This window comes from Streptomyces sp. NPDC004629, from assembly GCF_042873595.1.
GTDB lineage: Bacteria > Actinomycetota > Actinomycetes > Streptomycetales > Streptomycetaceae > Streptomyces.
Genome location: NZ_JBIALO010000008.1, coordinates 73,114 through 98,937 on the forward strand (window position 1 = coordinate 73,114; position 25,824 = coordinate 98,937).

17 protein-coding genes and 2 pseudogenes are annotated in these 25,824 nt (G+C 66.3%); 11 read left to right on the forward strand and 8 right to left on the reverse strand.

Annotated features, from left to right (window positions below; translation table 11 throughout):
* Nucleotides 1–11: 11 nt before the first annotated feature.
* A complete protein-coding gene (locus tag ACFYTE_RS14090) occupies nucleotides 12–1,142 on the reverse strand; it encodes a sensor histidine kinase (RefSeq protein ID WP_388709260.1) in 1,131 nt (376 codons plus the stop codon).
* A 525-nt stretch (nucleotides 1,143–1,667) separates the two neighbouring features.
* Here ACFYTE_RS14090 and ACFYTE_RS14095 point away from each other — a divergent pair.
* Both ACFYTE_RS14095 and ACFYTE_RS14100 read left to right on the forward strand, forming a co-directional pair.
* On the forward strand, nucleotides 1,668–3,875 hold the full coding sequence (locus ACFYTE_RS14095) for an MMPL family transporter (protein WP_388709262.1): 2,208 nt from the start codon (nucleotides 1,668–1,670) through the stop codon (nucleotides 3,873–3,875).
* A 91-nt stretch (nucleotides 3,876–3,966) separates the two neighbouring features.
* Nucleotides 3,967–4,278: a hypothetical protein gene (locus ACFYTE_RS14100; RefSeq protein WP_388709264.1), complete on the forward strand. Its 312-nt coding sequence runs from the start codon at nucleotides 3,967–3,969 to the stop codon at nucleotides 4,276–4,278.
* Between the two features lie 329 nt (nucleotides 4,279–4,607).
* Here the strand turns inward: ACFYTE_RS14100 and ACFYTE_RS14105 are convergent, their stop codons facing one another.
* Together ACFYTE_RS14105 and ACFYTE_RS14110 are read right to left on the reverse strand one after the other, a co-directional pair.
* Entirely contained in the window at nucleotides 4,608–5,177 is a 570-nt protein-coding gene (locus ACFYTE_RS14105) for a MaoC family dehydratase (protein ID WP_388709266.1), read from the reverse strand.
* Nucleotides 5,178–5,233: 56 nt separating this feature from the next.
* Nucleotides 5,234–6,127 carry a LysR family transcriptional regulator gene (locus tag ACFYTE_RS14110; protein ID WP_388709268.1) on the reverse strand — a complete coding sequence of 298 codons (894 nt, stop codon included), beginning with the start codon at nucleotides 6,125–6,127 and terminating at the stop codon, nucleotides 5,234–5,236.
* Between the two features lie 113 nt (nucleotides 6,128–6,240).
* On the opposite strand from ACFYTE_RS14110, the gene ACFYTE_RS14115 reads away from it, so the two are divergent.
* Genes ACFYTE_RS14115 through ACFYTE_RS14125 form a run of 3 tightly spaced genes read left to right on the forward strand, consistent with a single transcriptional unit; the run spans nucleotide 6,241 to nucleotide 9,549 of the window.
* Nucleotides 6,241–7,479 (forward strand): CaiB/BaiF CoA transferase family protein, encoded by a 1,239-nt coding sequence (locus ACFYTE_RS14115; RefSeq protein WP_388709270.1) that lies wholly within the window; start codon nucleotides 6,241–6,243, stop codon nucleotides 7,477–7,479.
* Nucleotides 7,464–8,705, forward strand: coding sequence for an SLC13 family permease (locus ACFYTE_RS14120; protein WP_388709272.1), 1,242 nt, complete (start codon nucleotides 7,464–7,466; stop codon nucleotides 8,703–8,705). The genes ACFYTE_RS14115 and ACFYTE_RS14120 overlap by 16 nt, the downstream gene beginning before the upstream one ends.
* A gap of 25 nt (nucleotides 8,706–8,730) precedes the next feature.
* Nucleotides 8,731–9,549: an HpcH/HpaI aldolase/citrate lyase family protein gene (locus ACFYTE_RS14125; RefSeq protein WP_388709273.1), complete on the forward strand. Its 819-nt coding sequence runs from the start codon at nucleotides 8,731–8,733 to the stop codon at nucleotides 9,547–9,549.
* A 276-nt stretch (nucleotides 9,550–9,825) separates the two neighbouring features.
* Here the strand turns inward: ACFYTE_RS14125 and ACFYTE_RS14130 are convergent, their stop codons facing one another.
* On the reverse strand, nucleotides 9,826–10,875 hold the full coding sequence (locus tag ACFYTE_RS14130; RefSeq protein WP_388709275.1) for a LacI family DNA-binding transcriptional regulator: 1,050 nt from the start codon (nucleotides 10,873–10,875) through the stop codon (nucleotides 9,826–9,828).
* 512 nt (nucleotides 10,876–11,387) lie between these two features.
* On the opposite strand from ACFYTE_RS14130, the gene ACFYTE_RS14135 reads away from it, so the two are divergent.
* Complete coding sequence (locus ACFYTE_RS14135; protein ID WP_388709277.1) at nucleotides 11,388–13,316, forward strand: carboxylesterase/lipase family protein; 1,929 nt, start codon at nucleotides 11,388–11,390, stop codon at nucleotides 13,314–13,316.
* Between the two features lie 232 nt (nucleotides 13,317–13,548).
* Nucleotides 13,549–13,686, forward strand: a pseudogene (locus ACFYTE_RS14140) (IS110 family transposase); the annotation flags it as partial.
* Here the strand turns inward: ACFYTE_RS14140 and ACFYTE_RS14145 are convergent.
* Nucleotides 13,644–13,817, reverse strand: coding sequence for a hypothetical protein (locus tag ACFYTE_RS14145; protein ID WP_388709278.1), 174 nt, complete (start codon nucleotides 13,815–13,817; stop codon nucleotides 13,644–13,646). The pseudogene ACFYTE_RS14140 and the gene ACFYTE_RS14145 overlap by 43 nt on opposite strands.
* A 65-nt stretch (nucleotides 13,818–13,882) precedes the next feature.
* Entirely contained in the window at nucleotides 13,883–15,319 is a 1,437-nt protein-coding gene (locus ACFYTE_RS14150) for a glycosyl hydrolase (protein WP_388709279.1), read from the reverse strand.
* 827 nt (nucleotides 15,320–16,146) lie between these two features.
* Here ACFYTE_RS14150 and ACFYTE_RS14155 point away from each other — a divergent pair.
* Both ACFYTE_RS14155 and ACFYTE_RS14160 read left to right on the forward strand, forming a co-directional pair.
* On the forward strand, nucleotides 16,147–17,460 hold the full coding sequence (locus tag ACFYTE_RS14155; protein WP_388709280.1) for an ABC transporter substrate-binding protein: 1,314 nt from the start codon (nucleotides 16,147–16,149) through the stop codon (nucleotides 17,458–17,460).
* Between the two features lie 123 nt (nucleotides 17,461–17,583).
* Complete coding sequence (locus tag ACFYTE_RS14160) at nucleotides 17,584–18,558, forward strand: carbohydrate ABC transporter permease (RefSeq protein ID WP_388709281.1); 975 nt, start codon at nucleotides 17,584–17,586, stop codon at nucleotides 18,556–18,558.
* A gap of 5 nt (nucleotides 18,559–18,563) precedes the next feature.
* Here ACFYTE_RS14160 and ACFYTE_RS14165 read toward each other — a convergent pair.
* Nucleotides 18,564–19,463: pseudogene (locus ACFYTE_RS14165) on the reverse strand (transposase); the annotation flags it as partial.
* A 123-nt stretch (nucleotides 19,464–19,586) separates the two neighbouring features.
* On the opposite strand from ACFYTE_RS14165, the gene ACFYTE_RS14170 reads away from it, so the two are divergent.
* Both ACFYTE_RS14170 and ACFYTE_RS14175 read left to right on the forward strand, forming a co-directional pair.
* Nucleotides 19,587–20,462, forward strand: coding sequence for a carbohydrate ABC transporter permease (locus tag ACFYTE_RS14170; RefSeq protein ID WP_388709282.1), 876 nt, complete (start codon nucleotides 19,587–19,589; stop codon nucleotides 20,460–20,462).
* Between the two features lie 68 nt (nucleotides 20,463–20,530).
* The gene (locus tag ACFYTE_RS14175) at nucleotides 20,531–23,002 is read left to right on the forward strand and encodes a glycoside hydrolase family 2 protein (RefSeq protein WP_388709283.1); all 2,472 of its coding nucleotides are present in this window, start codon (nucleotides 20,531–20,533) and stop codon (nucleotides 23,000–23,002) included.
* 201 nt (nucleotides 23,003–23,203) lie between these two features.
* Here ACFYTE_RS14175 and ACFYTE_RS14180 read toward each other — a convergent pair whose 3' ends face one another.
* Nucleotides 23,204–25,225, reverse strand: coding sequence for an FAD-dependent oxidoreductase (locus ACFYTE_RS14180; protein ID WP_388709284.1), 2,022 nt, complete (start codon nucleotides 25,223–25,225; stop codon nucleotides 23,204–23,206).
* Nucleotides 25,226–25,824 lie beyond the last annotated feature (599 nt).

A 25,824-nucleotide genomic window follows, 5' to 3' on the forward strand; every position in this document is an offset into this window, starting at 1 on the left:
ATCAAGTTTCCCTACTTCTTGGCCGGTCGAGGCGGGTTCAGAGGGGAATCCGCGGGGGAACGGGGCAGGCTGGCACAGACCTCCCAGCGGCCGGGGTGCTCGGGGCCGGCCGAGAAGGTCCCGTCGAGCGCCTCGACGCGTTCCCGCAGCCCTATCAGCCCGAGCCCGCTCCGCCCGCCTGCCGGACCCCCGGTACGGCGCTGCGCCCAGCTGTTGCTGACCGTGACGTGGAGCCAGCCCGGGTCGGCGTCCAGCCGTACGACCACACGCTCACCCGGGGCGTGACGGTGCACGTTGGTGAGTGCTTCCTGGACCACCCGGTACACGGACGTCTCCACCTCGGGGCTGAATCTGTTCGTCCGCACCGCCGCCGTGGCTTCGAGACGTGCCGCGGGGGCGTCGGGCTGTCGGCGCGAGAAGTCGACGACAAGCTCCCCGAGTTCGGAGATCAGGTCCGCGGGGCGCAGAGCCGCGTGGTTGTCCTCGCGCAGCACACGCACCAGGCGCCGCATCGACTCCAGAGTCTCGGTGCCTGACCGAGCGATCGCTTCCAGGACCGGCTCGACCTTCTCGGGCTCTGTCGCGCAGACGGTACGGGCCGCGTTGGCCTGCACGATGATGCCCGTCATGTGGTGGGCGATGAGGTCGTGCAGGTCCCGGGCCAGAGCCAACCGCTCGGCCTGCCGCACGTCCTGGACGGCGCGCTGCCTGCGGGCCTCAAGCGCGCGGGTCGAGTAGCCGATGATGACGCACAGTGCGAGCGCGACCGTCAGCAGATAGCCGCCCGTCACGAAGGCGTCCAGCGTCCCCAGGCGCAGCGGCAGCATCATCACACTGACGACCAGGAGGGTGACGGTCCACGCCGCGGTGCGGGTGTGCTGCGTCACGCCGAGCACCCTGACGGTCAGAAACAGCAGCGCCAGAGTCTCCAGGAGGCCCCAGTCTCCCGCGGATTGCGACACGAACAGGCACAGGCAACTCAGCGTCATGGACATGATGGCCACACCCGCCGCCCGTACCGTGAGCGAGGGCATCCAGCGGGTGTCGGGCAGGGCCACGACGGCCAGCGGGCCGGTGACGAACACCACGACCCAGTTGGTGGGCGTGTTGCGCTGTGCTGTCAGCACAGTAATGTCGCCCACCCACGTCAGGGTCAGGCTCACCACTACGGCGGCAGAGATGAGACGCCGCACCCCTGGGGAAAACGGAAGTTTCCAGTCCACGGCATCAGCCTAGAAACCCGGCCCGTCCGGTGCTGTCGGCCGAACGGCCGACATGCCGTGGCACAGCCCGGCCGAACGGCTGACACCGCGCACATGCAGATCGGCGCAGGCTGAATGCGGGACACCGGCGCTCCCCCGGCGCCGGTGTCTTCGGGTCCGACGACGGTGACGGGCCCGCACGATCGGGCACCGCGCCCGGACCCTGACGCGATCTGGGACTGCGGTGTCCACCGCGTGCCGAGGCCGGTGGGGACGGTCCCCGGCATGCCGGCGGGGCTACAGGTGAGCGGCCTGCGGCCCCGCCCCACCACCTGTCCGACCGCGAAGAACGGCGAACCCGGGCTGCCCCTCATCGGGCTCGCCCGAGCCGGCCGACGCTTGTCCTGACGGGCTCGCGCTCTGCCCCTTCTTCTCATCCTGTGACGTACGGAGTCTGTCTTTCTCATGGCTACATTCCTGCACCGCATCGGCCGGGGCGCCTTCGTGCACCGCTGGCTGATTCTGCTGCTCTGGGCGGTCGTACTGGGCGTCGCAGGCGCCGCGGCGGCGGGCAGCAGCGGCAGCGGTAACGCGGACATCACCCTGCCCGGCATCGAAGCGCAGAAGGCGAACGATCTGCTCGCCGAAAAACTCCCCGCCGCCAACGCCGACGGGGCGAGCGCCCGCGTCGTCGTACGAGCACCCCACGGGGAGAAACTGACCGGCAGCGGCCCCCGCGTCGAGGTCACCGCGCTGTTGAAGGACCTCAAGGACTCCTCGTCGCGCGTCGCCTCGGTCGTCGACCCCTACGCAGCCCAGACCATCAGCGCCGACGGCAGCACCGGCTACGCCCAGGTCACCTACAAGGCCGAGTCGGCCGACCTGACCGACGCGGACCACCGGCACTTCGACGACGCCCTTGACACGGCACGTGACAAGGGACTGACCGTCGAGGCGTCCGGCAACGCACTGGCGCCCGCCGAATCCAGCAACTCCTCCGAGGCGATCGGGTTCCTCCTGGCCGCGGTCATCCTGGTGGTCACCTTCGGCTCCTTCGCCGCGGCCGGGATGCCCCTGCTGGCCGCCGTGATCGGTGTCGGGATCACGCTCAGCTCCGTGACCGCGCTGGCCGGCACCCTCAATCTCAACAGCAGCACCTCGGCGCTGGCGTCGATGCTCGGTATCGCGGTGGGCATCGACTACGCGCTGTTCATCGTGTCCCGCTATCGCTCCGAGCGGCAGGCAGGTCACGACGCCCGGGAGGCCGCCGCACGCGCGAACGGCACGGCCGGTTCCGCCGTGGTCTTCGCCGGCCTGACCGTCGTCATCGCCCTCGTCGGCCTGGCCGTGGTCAACCTGCCCGTACTGACGGCCATGGGCATGGCCGCCGCCGGCGCCGTCGTCATCGCCGTCCTGGTCGCCGTCACCCTGGTCCCGGTCCTGCTCGCCTTCGCACCCGAACGCGCCCTCGGCCGCCGGCGGACCACCGGCACCCGGCGACCGCGTACGAAGCCGGCGCTTGCAGACCGCTGGGCTGCCTTCGTCCTGCGCCGGCCGTGGCAGGTCCTGCTCGTCTCGGCCGTGAGCCTGATCGTGGTCGCCCTGCCCACGGCCAAGCTCACGCTGGGCCTGCCCGACGACGGCTCCAAGGCCCCCACCTCGACCGAGCGCAAGGCCTACGACATGCTCGCCGAGTCCTTCGGCCCCGGTTTCAACGGTCCACTCACCCTCGTCGTCAGCGCCAGCGAACCGGCGACGGCGAAGCAGACCGTCGGCGAACTCACCAGCGCCATCCGGGACATGCGGGACGTCGCCGCCGTCGCCCCGGCGGTCTACAACCCGGCGGGGGACACGGCGGTGATCACTGTCGTCCCCGAGCGAGCACCCGCGAGCGAGGCGACCAAGGACCTGGTCCACGCCATCCGCGACCAGGCCGAGGACACCCGCGCCGTCACCGGCGCCGAAGGCCTGGTGACCGGCACCACCGCGATGAACATCGACATCGCCGCGAAGTTCACGGACGCCGTCGTCCCCTATCTGGCGCTCGTCGTCGGTCTGGCCTTCCTCGTCCTGATCCTCGTCTTCCGGTCCCTCCTGGTCCCGCTCAAGGCGGCCCTCGGCTTCCTGCTGTCGGTCCTGGCCGCCTTCGGTGTCATGGTGGCCATCTTCCAGTGGGGCTGGTTCAACGACGTGTTCGGTGTGCAAACCACCGGCCCGCTCAACAGCCTCGTGCCGATCCTCACCGTCGGCATCGTCTTCGGCCTCGCCATGGACTACCAGGTCTTCCTCGTCACCCGGATCCGCGAGGCCCACGTCCACGGCGCCACCCCGAGCAACGCGATCACCGAGGGTTTCCGGCACAGCGGCAAAGTCGTCACCGCCGCCGCGCTCATCATGACGGGCGTCTTCGGCGGCTTCGTCGGCGGCGAAGACATCATGATCAAGTCACTCGGCCTGGGTCTCGCCGCCGCTGTCCTCTTCGACGCGTTCGTGGTCCGCATGGCCCTCGTCCCCGCCGTTCTGGCCCTGCTCGGCCACCGCGCCTGGTCACTGCCCGGCTGGCTCGACCGCAGGCTGCCGCATGTGGACATCGAAGGCGAGAAGCTCGCCGGTACGGCCCCCGGGCCCCACGAACCCACAACGACGGAAGCGGACTTCACCCCCACCCGCTGACCGGCCCGCTGCGCCCGCACCCCGTGTACGGGCGCAGCGCCGTACGAAGAACACGAACCGACCCACCGCGCCCGCCTCCGGGAGACAAGCCATGCGCAAAGGCCCTGCCCTCCTCACCATCGCGGTCGTCGTCGCCCTGTTCGCCCTGTCCCAGCACGCCAGAGGGCAGCGGGCCGAGCTTCCGGACCTGCACGGAATGACTCTGCGCGGAGCCCAACTGGCAGCCCGGAACGCAGGGTTCGGTCACATGGCCGGAGCGGACGCCCTCGACCACCACCGCATACCCCTGTGGGGCGACAACTGGAAAGTCTGCTCCCAGCAGCCCCCACCCGCGCGTTACGCCACCACCACCCTGATCACCGTACGAGTCGTGAAGACGAGCGAGGCATGCCCGAGCCCGTAGCTCCGAGCGGAAATGGTGTGTCAGGACGAAGCGGGGACCCTGCCACGCACCGCCGCAGATGTCGCCGGCGTCGGGGTAGGCACCGCAGCCGCCCCGGCGGCCCAGGACCGCGCCGGTGATCTCGGCGTACTCCTTGATGAGGCCGGACCGAGAAACCATCATCCAGTCCATCGCACGGTGCGGCCCTGCCACGAACCCGTCCGGCGGTGGCGGGGGCACGCGCGGTGCCGGCGCCGTCGGGGATCCGGGCCGCCCGGGCGCCCGGCCCCGGCCGCACCGCGTCCACCGCAAGACGGAGGGTCATCCTCCGCAGAACATCACGAATGAATTCAGTCAGCCAGGCCGATGGCTCCGCGGGACCGCTCGTCCCAGACGGGCTCGACAGCAGCGAATGTCGGGCCATGCCCACGGCGGTAGACCATCAGAGTCCGCTCGAATGTGATGACGATGACGCCCGACTGGTTGTATCCAATAGTTCGGACGGTGACGATTCCTACCTCTGGATGGCTCTTCGAGTCCCGGGCGCCGAGGACCTCCGACTGCGAGTAGATGGTGTCGCCCTCGAACACCGGATTGGGCAGGCGAACACGGTCCCAGCCAAGGTTGGCCATCACATGCTGGGAGATGTCGGTCACGCTCTGGCCGGTCACAAGGGCCAGGGTGAATGTGGAGTCCACCAACGGCCTGCCCCATTCCGTGCCTGCCGAATAGTGCCGGTCGAAGTGCAGTGGAGCGGTGTTCTGGGTGAGCAAGGTCAGCCAGGAGTTGTCCGTCTCAAGGACTGTACGGCCCAGAGGGTGCCGGTAGACGTCTCCGACGGTGAAATCCTCGAAGTACCGACCGGTCCACCCCGTGACGGGCTGCGGCGCGGAGGAATCTTCTGTTCGGCTCAGGGTCATGGTCGCATTATCGAAAGCCCTCGATCGTTCTGTGAAATAGCGAACTTTCACCGAGACTATGCGTCTGCTGCATGAGCTGCGGAGCAGACGTAGTCGAGGAAGCGCTGGACCACTGGCGAGCGGACACCCGACGCAGGTGTGATGACCCCAACCGTGCGGGTGGCCCCAGGATCACTCAGGAGAACGTCGACGACCGGGCCTTGCCGGTCCCCCGGGCTGCCGGTGCTGGGTACCACGGCCACGCCCAAGCCGGCTGACACCAATGAGCGCAGCGTGCTCAGTTCGGTGCTTTCCATGGCGACATGAGGTGTGAAGCCTGCGGCGACGCAGAGGCGGTCCGTGATCTGGCGCAGCCCGAAGACCGGTTGCAGAGCGACGAACGCCTCCTCGGCCAGCTCGGCCAGCTTGACCGAGCGGCGCCTGGCAAGGCGATGGCCGGCAGGTACGAGAAGACACAACGACTCCTCCCGGAGGGGCACCCACTCCAGGTCGTCCCCCACGGGGCGCGGGCTGGTCAGACCGAGGTCCAGGCGCCCGCGCCGGACGCCGTCGACGACCGAATCGGCAGCATCGCCGCGCAACTCGAACGCAGTACGTGGAGCGTGCGAGCGGTATCCCGCGAGGAGTTCGGGCACCAGCCACGTTCCATAGGAGTGCAGGAAGCCGAGGGCCACCGTGCCGGCATCCGGGTCGATCAGCGCGGCGATGCGCTGTTCCGCGGTGTCGATCTCGGCGATGGCACGCAGGGCATGGGCCCGGAAGACCTCGCCGTACTTGTTCAGGCGCAGCCTGTTTTGGTGCCGGTCGAACAATGGCACGCCGACTCGGGCTTCCAGCCGTCTGATGGCGCGGGACAGCGTCGGTTGCGAGATGTTCATCCGCTCCGAGACGAGTGTGACGTGCTCGTGCTCCGCCAGTGCCGCGAACCACTGCAGCTCTCGAATCTCCATGCTTGGACTATACGCCGGGCGTATGGAGTGGGTAGCGATTCGTCATTTCACAAAGCCCGGGCGCGGCCGGAAAGTGTCCCCACATCCAATCAAGACTCCATGGGAGGGACCCCATGTCTGAGCCGCATTCCCTGAGGGGCGATCTCGCCCCTGACCACGCCACCGGGCCCCTGAGTGGACTGGTCGTCGTGTCTCTTGAGCAGGCCGTCGCCGCCCCCTTCGCAACCCGGCAACTCGCCGACCTGGGTGCGAGAGTCATCAAGATCGAGCGGCCGGGCAGCGGTGACCTGGCACGTGGTTATGACCGCACCGTGCGGGGCATGTCCAGTCACTTCGTCTGGCTCAACCGTGGCAAGGAAAGCGTGCAGCTCGATGTGCGTTCGCCGGAGGGCAACCGGCGTCTGCACGCGCTGATCGACCGGGCCGACGTCCTGGTCCAGAACCTGGCGCCCGGTGCTGCCGCCCGGCTGGGCATCGGGCATCATGTTCTGGCCGTCAGCCATCCCCGGCTGATCATCTGCGACATCTCCGGCTACGGCAGCAGCGGCAGTTACCGCGACCGCAAGGCCTACGACCTCCTGGTACAGAGTGAAGCCGGGCTGCTGTCCATCACCGGCACCCCTGACACCCCTTCCAAGGTCGGGCTGTCCATCGCCGACATATGCGCCGGCATGTACGCCTACTCCGGCATCCTCACCGCTCTGCTGAAGCTGGCCCGTACCGGGCGGGGATCACAGATCGAGGTCTCCATGCTGGAGGCGCTGGGCGAGTGGATGGGATACGCCGAGTACTACACCCGCTACGGGGGGACGGCACCGGCGCGGACCGGTGCCAGCCACGCAACGATCGCCCCCTACGGTCCCTTCACCACCCGGGACGGGCAGACGATCCTGCTCGGTCTGCAGAACGAGCGGGAGTGGGCCTCATTCTGCGAACTCGTCCTGCGGCGCAGGAATCTGGTCGGCGACAGCCGTTTCGCAGGGAACGCGGACCGGGTGGCCCATCGCGCCGTTCTCGACGAGCTGGTGCGTGAGGTGACGGGCAAGCTGTCCGCCAGGGAACTGGTGAACCGCTTGGAGGAGGCCCGAATCGCCTACGCGTGTCAGCGCAGCGTGCAGGAGTTCAGCGACCACCCCCAGCTCCGGGAGCGGGACCGCTGGGCGACCTTCGACAGTCCTGTCGGACCGCTGACGGGGCTGATACCCCCGGTCACGTTCCGCGACCAAGCAGACGGCCCTCAGCGTCTGAGGACCGTTCCGGCATTGGGTGAACACACCGATGCCGTTCTCGCCTGGCTCGACGCCGCCAAGGACGACACACATGACGGAGGTGCGGCATGTCCACAGAGCTGATCGGTGTGCTCGTGCTCGCAGCCGTCTTCACGGTGTCGAGCCTGCGCGGGCTGAACATGGGCGTGCTCGCCCTGGTGGCGACCTTTCTTGTCGGATGCGTCTGGCTGGACCACACCCCCCAGCAGGTGCTGGAAGGCTTTCCTGCCGAGATGTTCGTCGTGCTCGTCGCGGTGACGTTCCTCTTCGGGATCGCCCGGGTCAACGGGACCGTCGAGTGGCTGGTGCACGCCGCCGTACGAGTCTCCGGGCAGCGACTCGGCGCCATGCCGTGGGTCCTGTTCGGTCTTGCTGCACTGCTGTGTGCCACAGGAGCGGCATCCCCGGCAGCCGTCGCGATCGTCGCCCCGATCGGCATCACCTTCGCCGTGGAGCGGGGTATCAGCCCCCTGTATGTTGGCCTGATGGCGGTGAACGGGGCAGCCGCCGGAAGTTTCGCACCCACCGGCATCCTCGGCGGGATCGTCAATTCATCCCTGCGCAGCAGCGATTTGACGGCCAGCGGCTGGCAACTGTTCGCCGGCACCTTCGCGTTCAACATTGCCGTGGGTGCGGTCACCCAGGTCGTCTTCGGCCGTCAGCACACCCATCGGCAGCAAGCCTTCACCTCCGACAGCCGTGCGGCGGATTCCACGTTCGTGCTGGGAGCAGAACAGGCAGTAACCCTCTGCGCCATGGTCGCTCTGGTCCTTGGCACCACTGTCCTCTCCCTGGACACGGGGTTCCTGGCTCTGTCCCTGGCCGCAGGGCTTGCGCTGCTGTTCCGGCGCACCGCGCAGAAGGCGTCGCGAGAGATCTCCTGGCCCGTGGTTCTGCTGGTGTGCGGGATCGTCACCTATATCGCGCTCCTGCAGAGCCTGGGCATCGTCGACTCCCTTGGACGGATGATCGCAGCGATCGGTGCGCCGTTGCTGGCCGCACTGATCATCTGCTACGTGGGTGGTGTCGTCTCCGCGTTCGCCTCCACGACCGGCATCCTCGGGGCGCTGATGCCGCTGGCAGTGCCCTTCCTCGCATCCGGCACCATCGGAACGACCGGTATGGTCATCGCCCTGGCCGCGTCGGCGACCGTGGTCGACGCCAGTCCCTTCTCCACCAACGGTGCCTTGGTGATCGCCAACACACCCGAACACCAACGGGACGACGCCTACCGGGGACTGCTGCGCTGGGGAGCGGGAGTGTGCGGGTTGGCTCCGGTGGCTGCCTGGCTGATCTTCGTGGCCGTATAAGGTCTTGCTTCACAGAGGAACAAACATGGAATTCTCCGAGCGAACCATGCTGTTTGTGCCGGGTGACCGGCCTGACCGATTTGCAAAGGCCGCCTCCAGCGGTGCGGATGCTGTTCTGATTGATCTGGAAGACGCAGTACCGGCCGACAACAAGGCCAACGCCCGCGCATCAGCCATCCGGTGGCTGGTCAGACACCACGGTACGGTGCGTATCAATGCCGTAGGCAGTCCCTGGCATGCTGAGGATCTTGCTGCTCTCGCCGAGGCACCTGCGCTACGGGGGGTGGTCCTGCCCAAATGCTCGACTGCCGAGCAAGCGGCCTCCGTCATCGACCACCTGCCCCATGGGGTCAGCCTGCTCCCACTGATAGAGAACGCGATCGGCCTGCGGGAGGCCGGCGCGATCGCCGATCTGCCCAGAGTGGGACGACTGCTGTTCGGGAGTGTCGACTACGCCCTCGACACGGGCATCACGCCCTCCCCACCACAGGAGCCGGAGTTGCTGTGGGCCCGTTCCTCCTTGGTGAATGCCTCACAAGCAGCCGGGCTGCCGTCCCCGCTGGACGGTGTTCACACCCGCCTTGACGACGAGGAGGGCCTGGCAACCTCGTCACGGCGAAGCAGAGCGTTGGGCTTCGGCGGCCGACTGTGTGTGCATCCCCTGCAAGTGGCCACGGTGCACCGCGCCTGGCAGCCCAGTGACCAGGAGATCCAGTGGGCGCGAGGAGTAATCGAGGCAAGCAGTGCCGGCAACGGCGGCGCCATACGGGTGGACGGGCAGATGATCGACTGGCCCGTCCTGCAACGGGCCCGGCGCTTGCTGTCTCTGGCCGACAAGCCGTGAAGCACCACCAGAATGGACCCAGCGCCCGTGGCATGCGTACGGCACACCAACGGCACTGTCGTCCAGAACCAGGCGCCGGGCCGCTCTCAGCCCCTCCTGCCGAAGATGCCCGGCATGCCCGCGCGCATCAGGCACGCCTGACACCTCGCCCGCGGCGACGGGCCGTGGGAACCGGGTACTCGGGTCTCCTGCCACTCTCTTGACTGCCTAACGGCTGTGCAGCAAGCCGCTGTGCGTGCGAAACACCGTGGGGACAGATCATCTGGCGGCCCATCGTCACGCCTCGTTTCGGGGCGGCGGGGCGGTTGACGCCCGCGGCACCAGACTGGGGACCTGCGCGGGGTGCGACGTCGCCTCTCGGCGCAGCATGACGTCGAAAAGAGTCTCGGTCACGTCCGCCCCGAAAGAGAAGACGTCATGCTGCATCGCCGACAGCATGGGCCGGGTGAGCTGGCACAGCTGGGAGTCGTCCCAGGCCAGCAATGAAAGGTCGTGCGGCACCGACAGGCCGAACTCGGCGGCGACCCCCAATGCGGTCACCGCCATCAGGTCGTTGTCGAAGACGATCGCCGTGGGGCGTTCGGCGGACAGCAGCAGGGTGCGGCATGCCCTACTGCCCTGGTCGGCCGAGAAGTCAGCGACCACGGTCTGCGCCTGCAGGCCAAGGTCGCTGGCGGTGTCGGTAAACGCCTTGGTGCGGATGGCGCTGTGCCCCAGTTCGGCCGGCCCGCTCACCCGGGCGACCCTGCGATGGCCCAGCGCTGCCAGATACCGCACGGCTTCCACCGTTGCGGCCGCGTCGTCGGTCCAGACCGCGGTGAAGGGGCCTGCCAGCGAGGGGTGCCCCACGGCGACAGCGGGCAAGCCGATCGCGGACAGGGCAGGGAGGCGCGGGTCGTCCACCCGCAGATCGACCAGAATGCTCCCGCTGACCCGGTTGCCCTGCCACCACTCCTGATGGACGCCGATCTCCTCCTCCGGCTCTGCCAGGCGCAGCAACAGGGAGCAGGAATGACGGGTCAGTACGCTCTCTATGCCGGAGATGAACTCCATGTAGAACGGTTCGAGCCCCAGCATCCGCGCCGGACGGGCGATCACCAGGCCGACCGTGTGCAGGGCCTGCCCCTTCAACGACTGCGCCGCCTGGTTCGGGCTCCAGCCCAGTTCCCGGGCCGCGTTGAGAATCCGCTTCTTGGTCTCAACGGACACGCCCGGCTTTCCATGAACAGCGAGGGTCACCGCGGACGGCGACACTCCGGCCAGCCGGGCGACCTCCCTGATCGTGACTTTGCGTACAGCGTTTGAGGAGTCTGCCGCACGGCTCACCAGAGTTTCCGCCTTCGTGTCGTCGGGGGGTGGCCCACAGACCGGTTTGCTGTAGCGCTCCAGTACTGCTGCTGCTCAGACTAGCCTGCACCGCCAGTGGGCGGGCAAGCGCCTCATCGTAAGCGATACTCCGCATATTCCAAGGGTGCTGAGGGCGACAAGGGCCTCAGCAGCCAACAACGACCATGCGGCTACTCACGTGGCAAGGCATGCAAGGCAGGGCCCCGGGCCACTTCTACTCAAACGTTTTATAGACAGTGGGGGTTCAAGCTCCTGGGGTAGAACACGCAGCTCCCGGCGGCCTCCCGCTTCGGTGTCTGCACGTCGGCGTTCCAGATCGAGGGAGCCACGGCCGGGGCGGCCCGTCACCCCTGACGGCCTGACCGACCTGCTGCTGGATATTCAGGGCCAAGCACAGTGCCCTGTGGTTCAAGAACGTTCTGCGCCAGCGCACGGCGTCCAGGTGAACGCCCGCCCCAGTCGCCGAGTGCACCGTCATGTCGACTCGCTGCATGCAGCTCGTGCTGGTGCTGCAGCAGCGTCCCCACACACAGTCGCATGAGCTGGTCGCATGGCGCGTTCCGCCTGTTGACGGCCCTCGTCAATCCGCTGTTCGCGCTGTCGAACTCCGGGCGGCCATGAACTTGTCGCACACGCGACAGGTGGGCTTCAGCCTCGGCCAGCGCGCTCGTGTGTCGCCGGCCATTCTGCGCCGCAAAGAGGGCGACAAGAACGTAGAGCGCATCCCGGACTTCAGTGAGCGTGATGACATGCCGTGGATGGTGCGCGCCAGCGTGGTCAGCGGCCCGACGACGGCCGTCTTGGGTGACGGCTTGAGAACGACCGCGAGGACCGCCCATACTTCCGGCACATTGAACCCACCCGACCAGCAGCCTGTCCGCGCTCTACAGCTCTTCAGGCAGGAGTCAGCAGTGGTCACCATCAGCATCCCCTTCGGCAGCGTGCGCGGCGAGACCGTTCGCAGCCCGTTCGGTGATGCCGAGCAGTTCCTCGGCATCACCTACGCCGAGCACCGCGGCCGATTCCTGGCTCCCGGCGCGCCGCCGCGCTGGAGTGGCCTGCTGGACGCCCGCCTATACGGGCCCGCCTGCCCGCAGGAGCCATCCCGCGTCATCGGGTGGAAGACACACGAGCAGCGGTGCCTGCATCTCAACGTGTGGCGCCCCGCGGACCGGCAGGCCAAGGCACCGCTGCCGGTTATGGTGTGGATCCACGGCGGCGCCCATCTGTACGGGCACAACGCGAGCCCGGTCACCGCAGGAGCGCGCCTAGCCGCACGCCACAACGCGATCATCGTGACCCCCAACTACCGGCTCGGCGCGCTCGGTCACCTCGTTCTCGACCACCTGCTGGGACCCCACTACGCGGACGCAGCCAATGTTGCCCTGCTCGATCTGGTCGCCGCACTGAAGTGGACCCAGCGGGCAGCGCCGGCGCTCGGCGGCGACTCTGGCGCGGTCACGGTCTTCGGCCAGTCCGCGGGCGGGGCGAACGTGGCCGCATTGCTGGCCATGCCCGCAGCCCGGGGCCTGTTTCACCGAGCCGTCATCGAAAGCGGCACCGGCGACCGGGCGCAAAGCCGCGACTACGGCCGCCGGCGCACCGCCGACCTGCTCGCGCTGTGCGACCTGGACGAGCAGCAGGCGGCGGAGCTGCTGACCCTGCCGGTCGACCAGCTGATCGCGGCCCAACAAGCCCTGGTCCACAGCCGCAACCCCCGCCGGCCGAACATGGACATCACCTTCCAGCCGACGTTGGATCCGCACACCCTCCCGTCCGTACCCGTCGATGCGATCGCCGCGGGCGCCTCCTCGGACGTGGACCTGATCATCGGCACCAACCGGAATGAAGCATCCGGCTACGTCCCCCTCGACACCCCGGACGACGCGGTCGACCCGAGCCTGCTGCCCCTCCTGGCGCGGGCCGACTTCCCACACGTCGACGACCTCCCCACCCGCCTGAGCGAGCGCCTGCACCTGCTCCTCGGCCGCCCCGCCCGGCCCGGCGAGCTGGTCGAGGCCTACCTCGCCGAACAGATCTACCGCGAGCCTTCACAACGCCTTCTCGATGCGCGCCGCACCGCCCAAGGCCGCACCTACGCCTATCTGTTCACCTGGAACCCCCCACACAACCACGAGCGGCGCGGAGCCGCGCACTCGCTTGAGATTCCGTTCCTCTTCCAGACCCACGACCTGCCGGACGCCCGGGAGGAAGTCGGCACCGCACCGCCCCAGGGCCTGGCCGACGCCCTCGGCGCCTACTGGACCAGCTTCGCCCGCACCGGCGTACCCACCGCACCAGACCAGCCGCGCTGGGAGCCGTATGTGCCTGCCCGTCGCGCCACCGCCCTGCTCGACGACCCGGTGCGCATGGCCGACGATCCGCTGCGCCCTGTGCGCGAACTACTGGCGCGGCCATGAGGACGCGGCACGGGCACGGCACGGCCGCACGGTATGTGCCGGCCATCGCCACAGCGCCGATGCCGACCCTGATGGCTGCCGTCGTACGTCAGCGGAGGCATCGCCCGTGGCATCACTCCCTGGGCCGTGTCCCTGCGCTCCCACTACAGCGCCGCGGCCTGAAGCCTGGTCGCCACCGGCGGTGTGTACGGAGTCCCCCGGGGACCAGGCACCGATGGCTCTGAGGTACCGGGCCGACCTGCGCGACGTAGTGACCGGCGTCTTCCCCGCGCTGGAGCGAGCCCTCGACTACAGCAGCCACAAAGGCGCGCTGGCGTTGCTGACGGGCTACCAGACACCGGCCGTCATCAGCCGCCGCGGCCGGGCCCGGCCGGCGGTGACCATACCCGCGACGGCGAGGACCTTGTCGAGCAGGGACAGCAACTGGGTGACGTCGTTGCGGCTGCCGCCGGTCAGCGACACCCCGAGCCATGACGCACCCGTGGCCGGCGTAGCGTGCACACAGACTGGGGGTCGCCCGGTTCCGGCGGACGACCCCCTGAGTGGGTTAGGGAATCCCGGCGTGGTCAGGCAGGGAGGTGCCAGGTTTGCCAGGGGTTGGTGTTGCGGTCCCAGATCTGCAGGCGGGTCCCGTTGGCGGTGTTGCCGCCCGGGGCATCCAGGTAGCGGCCGGACTGCGGGTTCTTCAGATGCCCGTCGGACTCGGCGGTCCACTGCTGGGCTCCGGAGTTGTTGCACTCCCACAGCTGGAGCTGGGTGCCGTTCGCGGTGCCCTGCCCGGTCACGTCCAGGCACTTGCCCAGCGCACGGATCGTACCGTCCGAACCGACCGTCCACTCCTGGGCGGTAGAGCCATTGCAGTCCCACAACTGCACCGCCGTGCCATCGGCCGTGCCACCCCCGGCCACGTCCACACACCTACCACCCACACCTGTAATCGCCCCGGTGTGCGAACCACCCGGAGGAACCGTCGGACCACCACCAGGGATGGTGACCTGACCCTGGCTCAGCACCCGCGAGTCGTTGAAGGTTCCCTGCAGGCGTGACGGCGAGTTGGCCGAGGTGAGGTATTCGGACCAGATCATGAACCAGGTCCACTGCGGCTGGGAGGCGAGCTGCGATGGAGTGGGGACGGTGCCGACCTCCGCCAGGGAAACAGGCTTGCCGTGGGCGACGTTGAGCAGGGCCTGGTACCAGTCGTTGTCCGGCCAGGTGTGCACCCACGGGTCGAGGCTGGCGACGTCGACGTAGTTGTCACCGGGGTAGAAGGAGGAGACGCCTGCGGATCCGTTGTTGGCGTAGGTGTCCTTGACGTTCCACACCCAGATGATGTTGTCCAGCCCCTTGGACTCCAGGTAGTCGTGGGTGATCTGGAACAACCGAGCGCTACCGTTGGGGCCGGAGCGCCCACCCCACCACGCCCAGCCCTCGTTCATCTCGTGCAGCGGCCGGAACAGTACAGGCACGCCGGCGTCCTTGAGCTGCTGGAAGTAGGGGACCGCGGTGTCGAGTTTGGCCTTGTAGGCGTTGTCCAGGGCCGTGCCGTTCGTGATCAGCTGCTGCCACTCGGAGTCAGACAGGCGACTGCCGTTAATGCCGCCATTGAACTCGCAGGTTGACACGTCCGGCCGGCACATGTGCCAGGTGAGACTCACCAGCGAACCATTGGCCCACTCGGTCTTCGCCTGGTTGATCAGAGTCTGTCGGTTAGCGACGTCGTCGGCCGTGAAGCCCAGTTCACCGCCCCAAACGCCCGGCCACTTTCCGGTCATGGAGTGGGCCTGTTCGGTGTACTGAGAGGGATTGTTGAGCGGCTCCTTGTTGTGGACGCCGCTGACCACGTGGTTGCCGCTGATCTGGTGCAGATAATTGATCACGGCGTCGGGTGTCGAGGGGCCGGTCGCGGACGCCTGGGACGGGGGCATCCCCAGCCAAGCGGTGGCGGCGAGCGGGACTGACAGGATCGCGGCGATGCGCTTGCGCGTGAAGATTCTCTGTCTCAATGGGGGGACCCTCTCATGCGTGTCCATGGGGGTGTCGCTGCACTGTGGCTCTGCTGGCCGTCGGCAGCGGGTGTGACATCGATGTCGCGCCGTGCGGGCGATTCGACGCCTGGAAGCTAGGACGCGCACCGGGTGGTGTCAATGGACTGGACCGCCTTGCTCTAAAACGTACGAGTAGGGAGGAGCACCTTACCCGGAACGCCCGCATTTGTTCCACGAGTTGAGTGATACAGGAGAGGCCCAAGGAGCGTGCATCACCCACCCGAATCTCCCCCGCAGATCAGATGATATGGGGTGTTCAGCCCAGGACGGCATCGGCCAAGCGGCTTCAGCGGGGGGCCGACAGAGCTTGCTTGAACGGTATATGGACGTAGCGAATCGTTGGGTCTACTGTGACGCCACTCCCTGTGCCGACGCACCGGCATACGTCGATCATCACGCCTCCACGGACGAGAGGATCAGCGATGCGCCCCGGAGCAAGACGCCGCCGCTTGTGGCGGTCCCCGCCGGTCACGGCCGGCCTGACAGTCGTGACCGACCTCGGCATCGGCACACCGCAGAGCGCGCAACGGGACAGCTGTCCTTCTCCGGTGGACGGACGTGTACTCCCCCGGCTCTCAAACGTTACGTATACAAGGCACGGAATCCATCTCAACTTACAGATTTTCCCTGCCACTTACTAAACTAGACCGTTCTATAGACAGGGCTCCGTGTTCCCTCTACGTTAAGCAGCCGTCAGCCGCTGTCGCCCCGACGACGAGACGTCCGTCGCTGCGTGGCACGCAGCAGGGCGTTTCCCTAGTCGAGAGCAAGGGAGTTGGATCGGCATGCGCAGAACAGTCCTGGCAGGCCTCGGAATTACACTCGCCCTCACACTGACGGCGTGTGGCACCTCGGGCAGCGGCTCGTCGTCCGGTGAGGCGAGTGCGCCCAAGGATCCCGCCAAGGTCTCCGGGACCATCACCGTGCTCACGAACCGCACCGACCAGGTACAGGACGGCACGCTGAAGCGATACGCCGCGAGGTTCAAGAAGATCTACCCGCATGTGACGGTGAAGTTCCAGGGCCTGACCGACTACGAGGGCGACGTCAAGATCCGCCTGAACAGCAAGAACTACGGCGATGTCCTGTCGATCCCGAACTCCGTGCCGCTTAAACAGTATCCGGCATTCTTCGCCCCGCTCGGCAGCGCCGGCGAGCTGGCGCATACCTACGACTTCACCGAGCACGCGACCGTTGGCGGCAAGGTCTACGGCATCGCCAACATCGGCACCGCCAACGGCTTCGTCTACAACAAGGCCGTGTGGCGTGAAGCGGGTATCACCGACTGGCCGGCCACTCCACAAGAGTTCCTCACCGACCTCAGGGCGATCAAGGCGAAGACCGGGGCGACGCCGTACTACACGAACTACCACGACGGCTGGCCGATGACGAACTGGGGCAATGCGCTGGGTTCCCCGAGTTGCGACCCGGAAGCCAACGACAAGCTGGCTAGGACCAAAGAGCCCTGGGCGCCTGGACAGGACTTGCACACCGTCGACACACTCCTGTACGACATCGTGCACAACAAGCTGGCCGAACTCGATCCCACCACCACCAACTGGGAGAACTCCAAGACGCTGCTTGGCACCGGCAAGGTCGCCACCATGTGGTTGGGCTCCTGGGCCGTGGTGCAGATGCAGGACGCAGCGAAGAAGGCCGGCAAGAACCCCGACGACATCGCATTCATGCCGTTCCCCACACAGAAGGACGGCCACTTCTGCACCGTAGTCCGCCCCGACTACCAGTACGCGGTCAGCGCCCACTCCAAGAACAAGGCTGCCGCACGGGCTTGGCTGGACTGGTACATCAACAAGTCCGGCGACGCGCAGGCGGCTCGTTCGATCTCCTCAGTCAAGGGCACGCCGCTGCCGTCCGCCCTGGAGCCGTTTCAGGAGCAAGGGGTCAAGTTCATTCACCTCACCTACAAGAACACCGCGCTGGTCGACGAGATCGACAAGGCTTCCGAGATCGGCCTGAACGCCCAGGACTACCCGCAGCACATCGTCGACGTGGCGCGTGGCACCACGGGTGGCGACCTCAAGGGCGTCTTCAAGGACCTCAACCAGCGGTGGTCCGAGGCCCAGGACACCGTCGGCTGACGAGACGGACACCCCACCGCCGTGATCCCGTCCGGGAAGTGCCGCCTCCTCCCTGGGCGGCGCACGCCAGGGCAATCGCCACCACAGCCGCTTCGTGCAAGCAGCGATCGGAAGAAGGACCGGATGAGCGCACCGCGGACCGCAGGCCGCAGACATCCCGCCCGTAATCTGTCACCGCCGGAGGCTCCGGCCGCTACGGCAAAGACGGTAGCCTCCCCGCACCACGCAGGCCGTCGCCGCGGCTACCGCTGGTTCACCCCCTGGCTGTATCTGCTCATACCGCTCGCATTGCTGGTGACTTTCACGTGCCTGCCGGTGGTGGACCTGATCAGCTACAGCCTCACCGACTGGGACGGGATCAGCCCGACCCGCAACTTCGTGGGACTGGCGAACTATCACGACCTGTTCACCCGGCCCCAACTGTTCAGGGTGTTCTGGGTCAGCCTGTTCTACCTCGTCGGTTCCGCGGTGCAGATCTGCGCGGCCCTCTACTACGCCACCGTGCTCAGCTTCAACACCCGGCTGCGCAATCTCTTCAAGGGGATCCTGTTCTTTCCCTACCTCATCAATGGTGTGGCGATCGGCTTCGTCTTCCTGTACTTCTTCCAGCCCGGCGGCACCCTGGACACAATCCTGCACTGGTTCGGGGCCGGCCAGCACCTGTGGCTCGGCGACCCCGACCTCGTCAATCCGTCCCTGGCAGGCGTATCGGTATGGCGGTTCATGGGCTTGAACATGGTGCTGTTCCTCGGTGCCATCCAGTCCATCTCACCGGACCTGTATGAGGCAGCGGCGCTCGACGGCGCCAACCGGTGGCAACAGTTCCGCCACATCATCGCACCGAGCATCCGGCCCATCATCTCCCTGAGCGTGATCCTGGCGGTCTCTGGAGCCCTGTCCGTCTTCGAGATCCCCTTCATCATGACCGGCGGTGCGAACAACAGCCAGACCTTCGTCATCCAAACGATCAAGCTCGCCTTCAACTTCAACAAGACGGGCCTCGCTTCGGCCGCCGCCGTGGTGCTGTTGGCGATCGTTTTGCTGGTGACCTGGCTGCAGCGCCTGCTGTTTCCGGACGACAAGGTGGAATCTCAATGATCGTGTCAAGCCGTCTGCGTGACGGGCAGAACGGGGATGAACAGCCTCTTGTCACGCAGCATCGCCCACAGCATGTCGACTCGGCGGCGGGCGAGGGCGAGGAGGGCCTGGGTGTGCAGCAGGCCCTCGGCTCGCTTCTTGAGGTAGTAGTCCCGCGACCGTCCGGGGCGCATCATCGCGGTCTGGGCGGCCATGGGGAAGGTGTGCCGCGGACGTCGGTTGTACCGTTTGGGCCGGTGGTAACTGCCGCTGCGGCGGCGGGAGTCGCGGGTGACGGGGGCCGGACCGGTGTGGAAGACCAGACGACCGGCGTCCCGGTAGCCGGAGAGGTCGCCGACGATCGCGAAGAACTCGGCGTCCAGGAGGGGGCTCATGCCCGGCATCGACTCGTTGGTCTTGGCGCGGATGTGGGACTGGGCGGCCTCGACGGCCTTGGCAGCGATGTCGCCGGCGCCGCGGACCTTGCGGCGCTCCAGCCAGGTGGTCGGCCGCTTGACGGCGATGCGGCCCAGGGCGGCTGGGGTCTGGTACTCGGTGAGCATGACCATGGGGTCCTTGGCCGTGGAGTAGTCGAAGGTCTGCTCAAGGGCGGGGCAGATGCCCACCAGCAGGTCGCGGAGCCGGTTGATCAGCCGCACCCGGTCGGCGATCAGGTCGGCCCGGTAGTCGGTGAGCACCTGGAGGGTCGAGACCACTTCGGGCGGCGTGGTCAACGGGGTGAAGTCCCGGCGCATGCGGGCCTGATCGGCGATGACGCGGGCGTCCTCGGCGTCGGTCTTGCCCTCGGCCCGGTAGGCCCCGGACATGCGGTTGACCGTCCGGCCAGGCACGTAGACCACCTGCCGGCCGTGGGCGATCAACAGGGCCGGCAGCAGCGTGGAAGCGCGGCCGACGATACCCGCAGCTCTCCATCAGTGGTCGGAGCGTCCCGGAGGACCGTCCGGCCATTCCTCCCGAGCCATCGACGGCAAACAGTCATCAGCCGCACCCGGTCCTCCCTGACCGGCCAACATTCTTAGGGAACGGCCATGACCACGATCTCCCGCCCGGCCTATTCCTCTCGCCGACGAGCCGCCCCCGTGCGCAGCGGTGTCGCGGTGCTCCTCCAGTACCTCTCACTGATCTTGGCCAGCGCCGTGGTCGTGATCCCGCTGCTGGCCATCCTGCTCACGTCCCTGCGAACCGGCAAGGAAATGGCCGACGATGGCGCTCTGACCATCCCGGACAACTGGATGAACTTCCACAACTATGTCGTGGCGTTCAACGACGGCCAGATGCTGCGCGCCTTGGGTAACACCGCCTTCATCCTCTTCTTCTCCATCCTTGGCACCTTGCTGACCGGGTCCATGACCGCATACGCCATCGACCGCTTCCAGTTCCGCCTCAAGAAGCTGATCATCACCCTGTTCCTCCTCGCATCCCTCGTGCCCAGCGTGACCACCCAGGTCGCCACCTACCAGATCGTCAACGGGCTCGGCGTCATGGATACCCGGTGGGCCCCGGTCCTGCTCTACATGGGAACCGATATCGTGTCCATCTATATCTTCCTGCAATTCATCCGCTCCATTCCGATCTCACTCGACGAGGCGGCGCGACTGGACGGCGCGAATTCCTTCACCATCTACTGGCGCATCATCCTTCCACTCCTCAAACCGGCCATCGCTACCGTTGTCATCGTCAAGGGCGTCGCGATCTACAACGACTTCTACATTCCGTTCCTCTACATGCCCAGCGACGACCTGGGCACGATCTCCACCTCGCTGTTCCGATTCAAGGGCCCCTATGGCGCCCACTGGGAGGTCATCTCAGCAGGCGCCGCCTTAGTGATCATTCCCAGCCTCATCGTCTTCCTGGTCCTCCAGCGCTTCATCTACAACGGCTTCGCCTCGGGCGCCACCAAGTGACCACCCGAACTGCACGCCGCCAAAGCCACCCGCACCAACGCGGCCCCCACCGGGACCAAGGAGAACGCATGAAGGTCAGCACGCCTGTCACCCGCGGCTGGACCGTAAGCCTCGACACCAGCAGGCACAGTCCTGCTCAGGCGCCGGATGCCCTGCTGCAGGCAGAGATCCCCGCCGTCGTACCGGGTTGCGTGCACACGGACTTGTTGACCGCCGGACTGATCCCCGACCCCTTCCTGGACCGCAACGAGACCCACGTGGCCTGGGTCGGCCACGCGGACTGGACCTACCACACCACCGTCAGCAACCGCGGGGAGCACAGCGGACACGAGCGGACCGACCTCGTCTTCGACGGGCTCGACACCGTCGCCGAGATCCGGCTTGGCGGCCGGACGCTCGGTCGCACCCGTAACATGCACCGGTCGTACCGGTTCAATGTCACCGATGTACTGGGCACCGTAGATGCCCTCCTGGAAGTCGCGTTCACTTCGGCCTATCAGGAAGCTGAAACCGTCCGCCACGCCCTCGGACCACGGCCCAACGCCTATCCGGAGCCATTCAACTTCGTGCGCAAGATGGCCAGTTCATTCGGATGGGACTGGGGCCCGACTCTGGTCACCGCCGGGATCTGGCGGCACGTGCGGATCGAGCACTGGACAACTGCACGACTCGCCGAAGTCCGCCCCGGGGTCACCGTCGATGACGACGGCACCGGCCACGCAAAGATCCACATCGTGGTCGAGCGGGCCCCGAGCGGCATGGAACGCACACTCCACGCCACTGTGACCATCGGCGGCTTCGAATCGCATGTCGACCTGGCCCCCGGGAGCACGACCGCCACCCTTGATGTCGAAGTCCCGAACGTGGAGCTGTGGTGGCCACGAGGATACGGCGCACAGCGCCTGTACACCTGCATCGTGCACCTCCAGGATGCTCTGGCCCCGGCCGATCTCCTGGACCGTTGGGAGCGCCGGATTGGCTTTCGTGCCATCGAACTCGACACCAGCGCCGATGCGCTCGGAAGCAGTTTCACGCTGGTGGTCAACGGCGTGCGACTGTTCGTACGAGGGGTGAACTGGATCCCCGACGACGCACTGATCACACGTGTGGACACGGCCCGCTACCGGCGCCGCCTCGAACAGGCCGCCGCTGCAGGCGTGGACCTGGTGCGTGTCTGGGGCGGCGGCATCTACGAGAGCGAGGACTTCTACGACGCCTGCGACGAACTGGGACTCATGGTGTGGCAGGACTTCCTGTTCGCCTGCGCGGCATACCCGGAGGAGGAACCACTGCTCTCGGAGGTTGAGGCGGAGGCGCGCGAGAACGTCGTCCGTCTGATGCCACACGCCTCGCTGATCCTGTGGAACGGCAATAACGAGAACCTGTGGGGGGCTCGCGACTGGGGCTGGGAGCGCGAACTCGCCGGCGCCTCCTGGGGAGAGAACTACTACCTCGACCTGCTCCCGCGCATTGTCGCCGACGCCGACCCCACCAGACCTTACTGGGCGGGCAGCCCCTGGTCCGGCTCCCGTGATGTGCATCCCAACGACCCGCGCCATGGCACAACCCACTCTTGGGACGTGTGGAACCGCCTGGATTACACAAGCTACCTCGACGACGTGCCGCGCTTCGTTGCCGAGTTCGGATGGCAAGCACCCCCGGCGTACACCACGGTGCGACGGGCCCTCAGCGATGACCCACTGCAACCCGATTCGGCCGGCATGCTGCATCATCAAAAGGCGGAGGACGGTAACGGCAAGCTCGACCGCGGACTCATGGCCCACTTCCATGCCCCGACCGATTTCGACACCTGGCACTACCTGACACAACTCAACCAGGCACGGGCCATCGCCACGGGTGTAGAGCACTGGCGCGCCAACTGGCCAACCTGTGCAGGCGTCGTCCTCTGGCAGCTCAACGACTGCTGGCCAGTCACGAGTTGGTCGGCGATTGACGGCAACGAGCGAGAGAAACCGCTCTATCACGAGCTGAAGCGCCTCTATGCCGACCAGCTGCTGACCTTCCAACGGCGGGACGGGCAGCTCGTCCTGGCCGCAATAAACCAAAGCAGTCAACCGTGGTCCGGCAGCGCCGTGCTGAGGCGCCTGGACGCCGCCGGCTACGTGCACGCACAACACTCCGCGCCTGTGCGGGTAGCAGCGCGCTCCGTGGCCTACATCTCACTCCCGCACACTCTGACGACGGTAGGTGACCCGCGCCGCGAATTCGTCGTCGCTGATGCGGACGGTCTGCGCGCCCTGCATTTCCTCGTTCCCGACCGCCAGTTCGACTATCCACCGGCCGAAGTAACGATCAAGATCACGTCCGGCGGCAACGGTGCCCGAGTGACCATCACCGCTCAGACGCTCGTTCGCGACCTGCTCTTGCAGGCGGACCGTCTGCACCATGAAGCGCGAGCCGATCGTGGCCTGGTCACCCTGCTCCCCGGAGAGCATGTCGAGATCAATGTCTCCGGCTGGTACGGAGGCGACGTAGAAATGCTGCGAAGGGCCCTGCGGTGCGTCAACGAACGTCCCTGAAGGTCCGGCCCTGAACTGGACCCGTCTTCAAGGCAGGGCTGATGCGTTCTCGCAGCAGGAGGCCCGGCTGGACGACGCAGACTCTGCTGGTCCGGGTGTGCATCGCGTCGACGGTGATGACACCTGCCGCACGCCAGAACTACGTGATCATCCTCCGCGCGCCAACTGTTGTGCAGTAGGCACAACCAGCTGACGGAAACACTACGCGACGCCTCTCCCGGCGAGGTGTCCCTCGCGGATCGCAGTCTGCAGGTCTCGCGGGGAAAGCGCATCGCCTACGCGGATCACTTCTTTTCCGGCAGCGCGAAGCCCAACTGACAGATCATCGCAGGCTAGCCGATGGGTGAGCAATACGACTGTGTCAGCAGCCAATTCCTCGTCGGCGGAGCCGAACGATTGCACGAAGCAAGAGTCCGGCAAGATACGGGTCAGTAGGGCATGTGGTCGAACATCGAAGCACCGACCGGATTCAATATAGCGGCTCCGTGCCGGGGCGGTTCGCAACGTACGATCAGCTACCGGAGCAAAGGACGGGAAACGCGTGACGACAGTGACGTCAAGTCCCCGGTCAAGGAGGTACTCGACAACAGCTACCGACTCGTAGTGGCCAACATCGTCATACACGACAGCCGTCTGCCCCAGATCGCGTTTGCCGTCACCGAGAAGCTCTACCGAAGAGACAACATGCGGTTCTCCAACTCCAGCTACATGCCGACCCGGCGCGGAGATCAAAACACCCGATTTATCGGGAATACTCCCTGTGGCGACGATCACGGAGTCGGCTTCCAGGCGGAGCATTCCCTCCACATCGACTGGGCTTGACTTTCGCACGACCACGCCCAGTCGGTCCAGTTCGGCCACTTGCCAGGTCACTACATCGAATATTCCGCTGAGATTCGGTGCGCGGCGAGCGAGATTGAGTGCGCCTCCTAGATAAGGCGCAGCTTCGTAAAGGACAACCTCGTGCCCACGCATTGCTGCCGTTCGCGCGGCTTCCAAGCCAGCGGGGCCCCCACCGACTACGACGACATTCCGCGGATTCGTCGTACGGCCGATCTGCCCTTCCGATAGCAGATCCTCGAATCCGACGACAGGATTCACTACACACCCTGTGCGCGAGTCTATGCCCGAGATGACCCCGAGGCAGCCCTGATTGCATCCAATGCATGGCCGGATCTCACTTAGACGGCCAGTTCGGGTCTTCTCAACGATGTCCGGAGCAGCAATGTGCGCCCGGACCATGCTGACCATATCCGCTGCTCCCGAGCGCAGGACTTCTTCAACTTCATCCAGGGCACGGAAGCGACCCGTCACCAGTCGTGGCACCCTGGTAACCGCTGCGGTGATCTGCCCACTTGAGGGCAACTGGTAACCTGCCCCATTCTCCATTCCGCCGATCGCAATATGCGGGCCGAAGAAGTCACCCTGTGAAACGTTTAGAAAGTCAATGAGGCCATCGTCAACGAGACGATTCGCCACTTCGCTCAGTTCAAACTCGCGAACCGCCCCGTCTCCCGCGCCGGCGCCGACGCGGACGCCAACCGGCATGTCGGTTCCGACGGCGTCGCGCACGGCTCGCAGCACCTCCACCAGGAAGCGCGACCTGTTCTCAAGGGAACCACCGTACTCATCGTCCCGGGTGTTCGTCATCGGCGACAAGAACTGCTGAATCAAGTAGCTGTGAGCAGCAGCTATCTCCACGCCATCCAGACCACCGGCAACAACCCGTCGGGCCGCACCAGCATATGCTGCGACCAACTCAGCGATGTCTTCTCGATCAAGAGGAACGGGGGGCACACCGATGATGGGACTCGTCACGGCTGAAACGCCCCTAGGGGGGCGCCCGTCACCAGGACCGAAGTGATGGCCACCATGCCATAGTTGTTGAAATACTCTAGTTCCATGAGGCCGAACTGCGGCCATGAGGCGCTGGTAGCCCTCGATGATCCGGTCGTCGTAAGCAGCCAAGCACGACGGATTGTTGCTCACCGTACTCGATGGATGTACCGTCGCCGCCTCAAGAATGATGAGGCCAACCCCTCCCTTCGCCCTTTCTGTGTGGTAAGCGACGAGAGCATCTGTTATCACAGGACCGTTGGCAAATCGCGTTTCATGCGCCGCCATTGCTACACGGTTCGGAACAATCATATTGCGGATCGTAATTGGCTCGAACGTGCGCTCTAGCTCCATGATTATTCGACTCCTCATCGAATCGTTTTTCATGCGATAGATTTACAGCCGAGTCGCGCGCATCAGGCCACCTCCCGCCGGAAGACGGGAGGCCAATGGAGCGAATGGCCTCTCCTTCGACGGCGTGGAGGACGGCAGATTCTATCGGGATCGCTTTTGTCGTCGTCGACACGAAGATCCTCCTTCTGACGCGCCGACGGGATGAACCGCGGTTCATCACAGCGTGTCGGCCGACACACTGTGCATCACCCACGCCAGCACTGTCAACGCATACGTTGACCCTTGTTTCCGGCCCGTTCCGCGGTGTCCGCCCGGCAGGCCCATGATCAGAGAGAAGGGGGGTGTCCGCCGGTTCCTGAGCGAAGACGCCCGCACCGCAGGACTGTTGCAAAGTCCCGGCGATCAGCGACTATGTGGGCTACGGCGGAATGACGCAGTGCGGACGACCCCCGGTTCACATGCACCGAAGGTCCGGCCATGCAGGTGCCCGATCAAGTCACCTGCAGATTTGGAGAGGCGGCTTCGATGAGGTGCGGCTCCTCTGGAGTGAGTGAGGCGAGCTGAATGCGCTCGCCGCGTTCTCCGGATTACGTCCAGGCGGGGGGCTGTCTGGTCACGCCGCTCACCCAGTC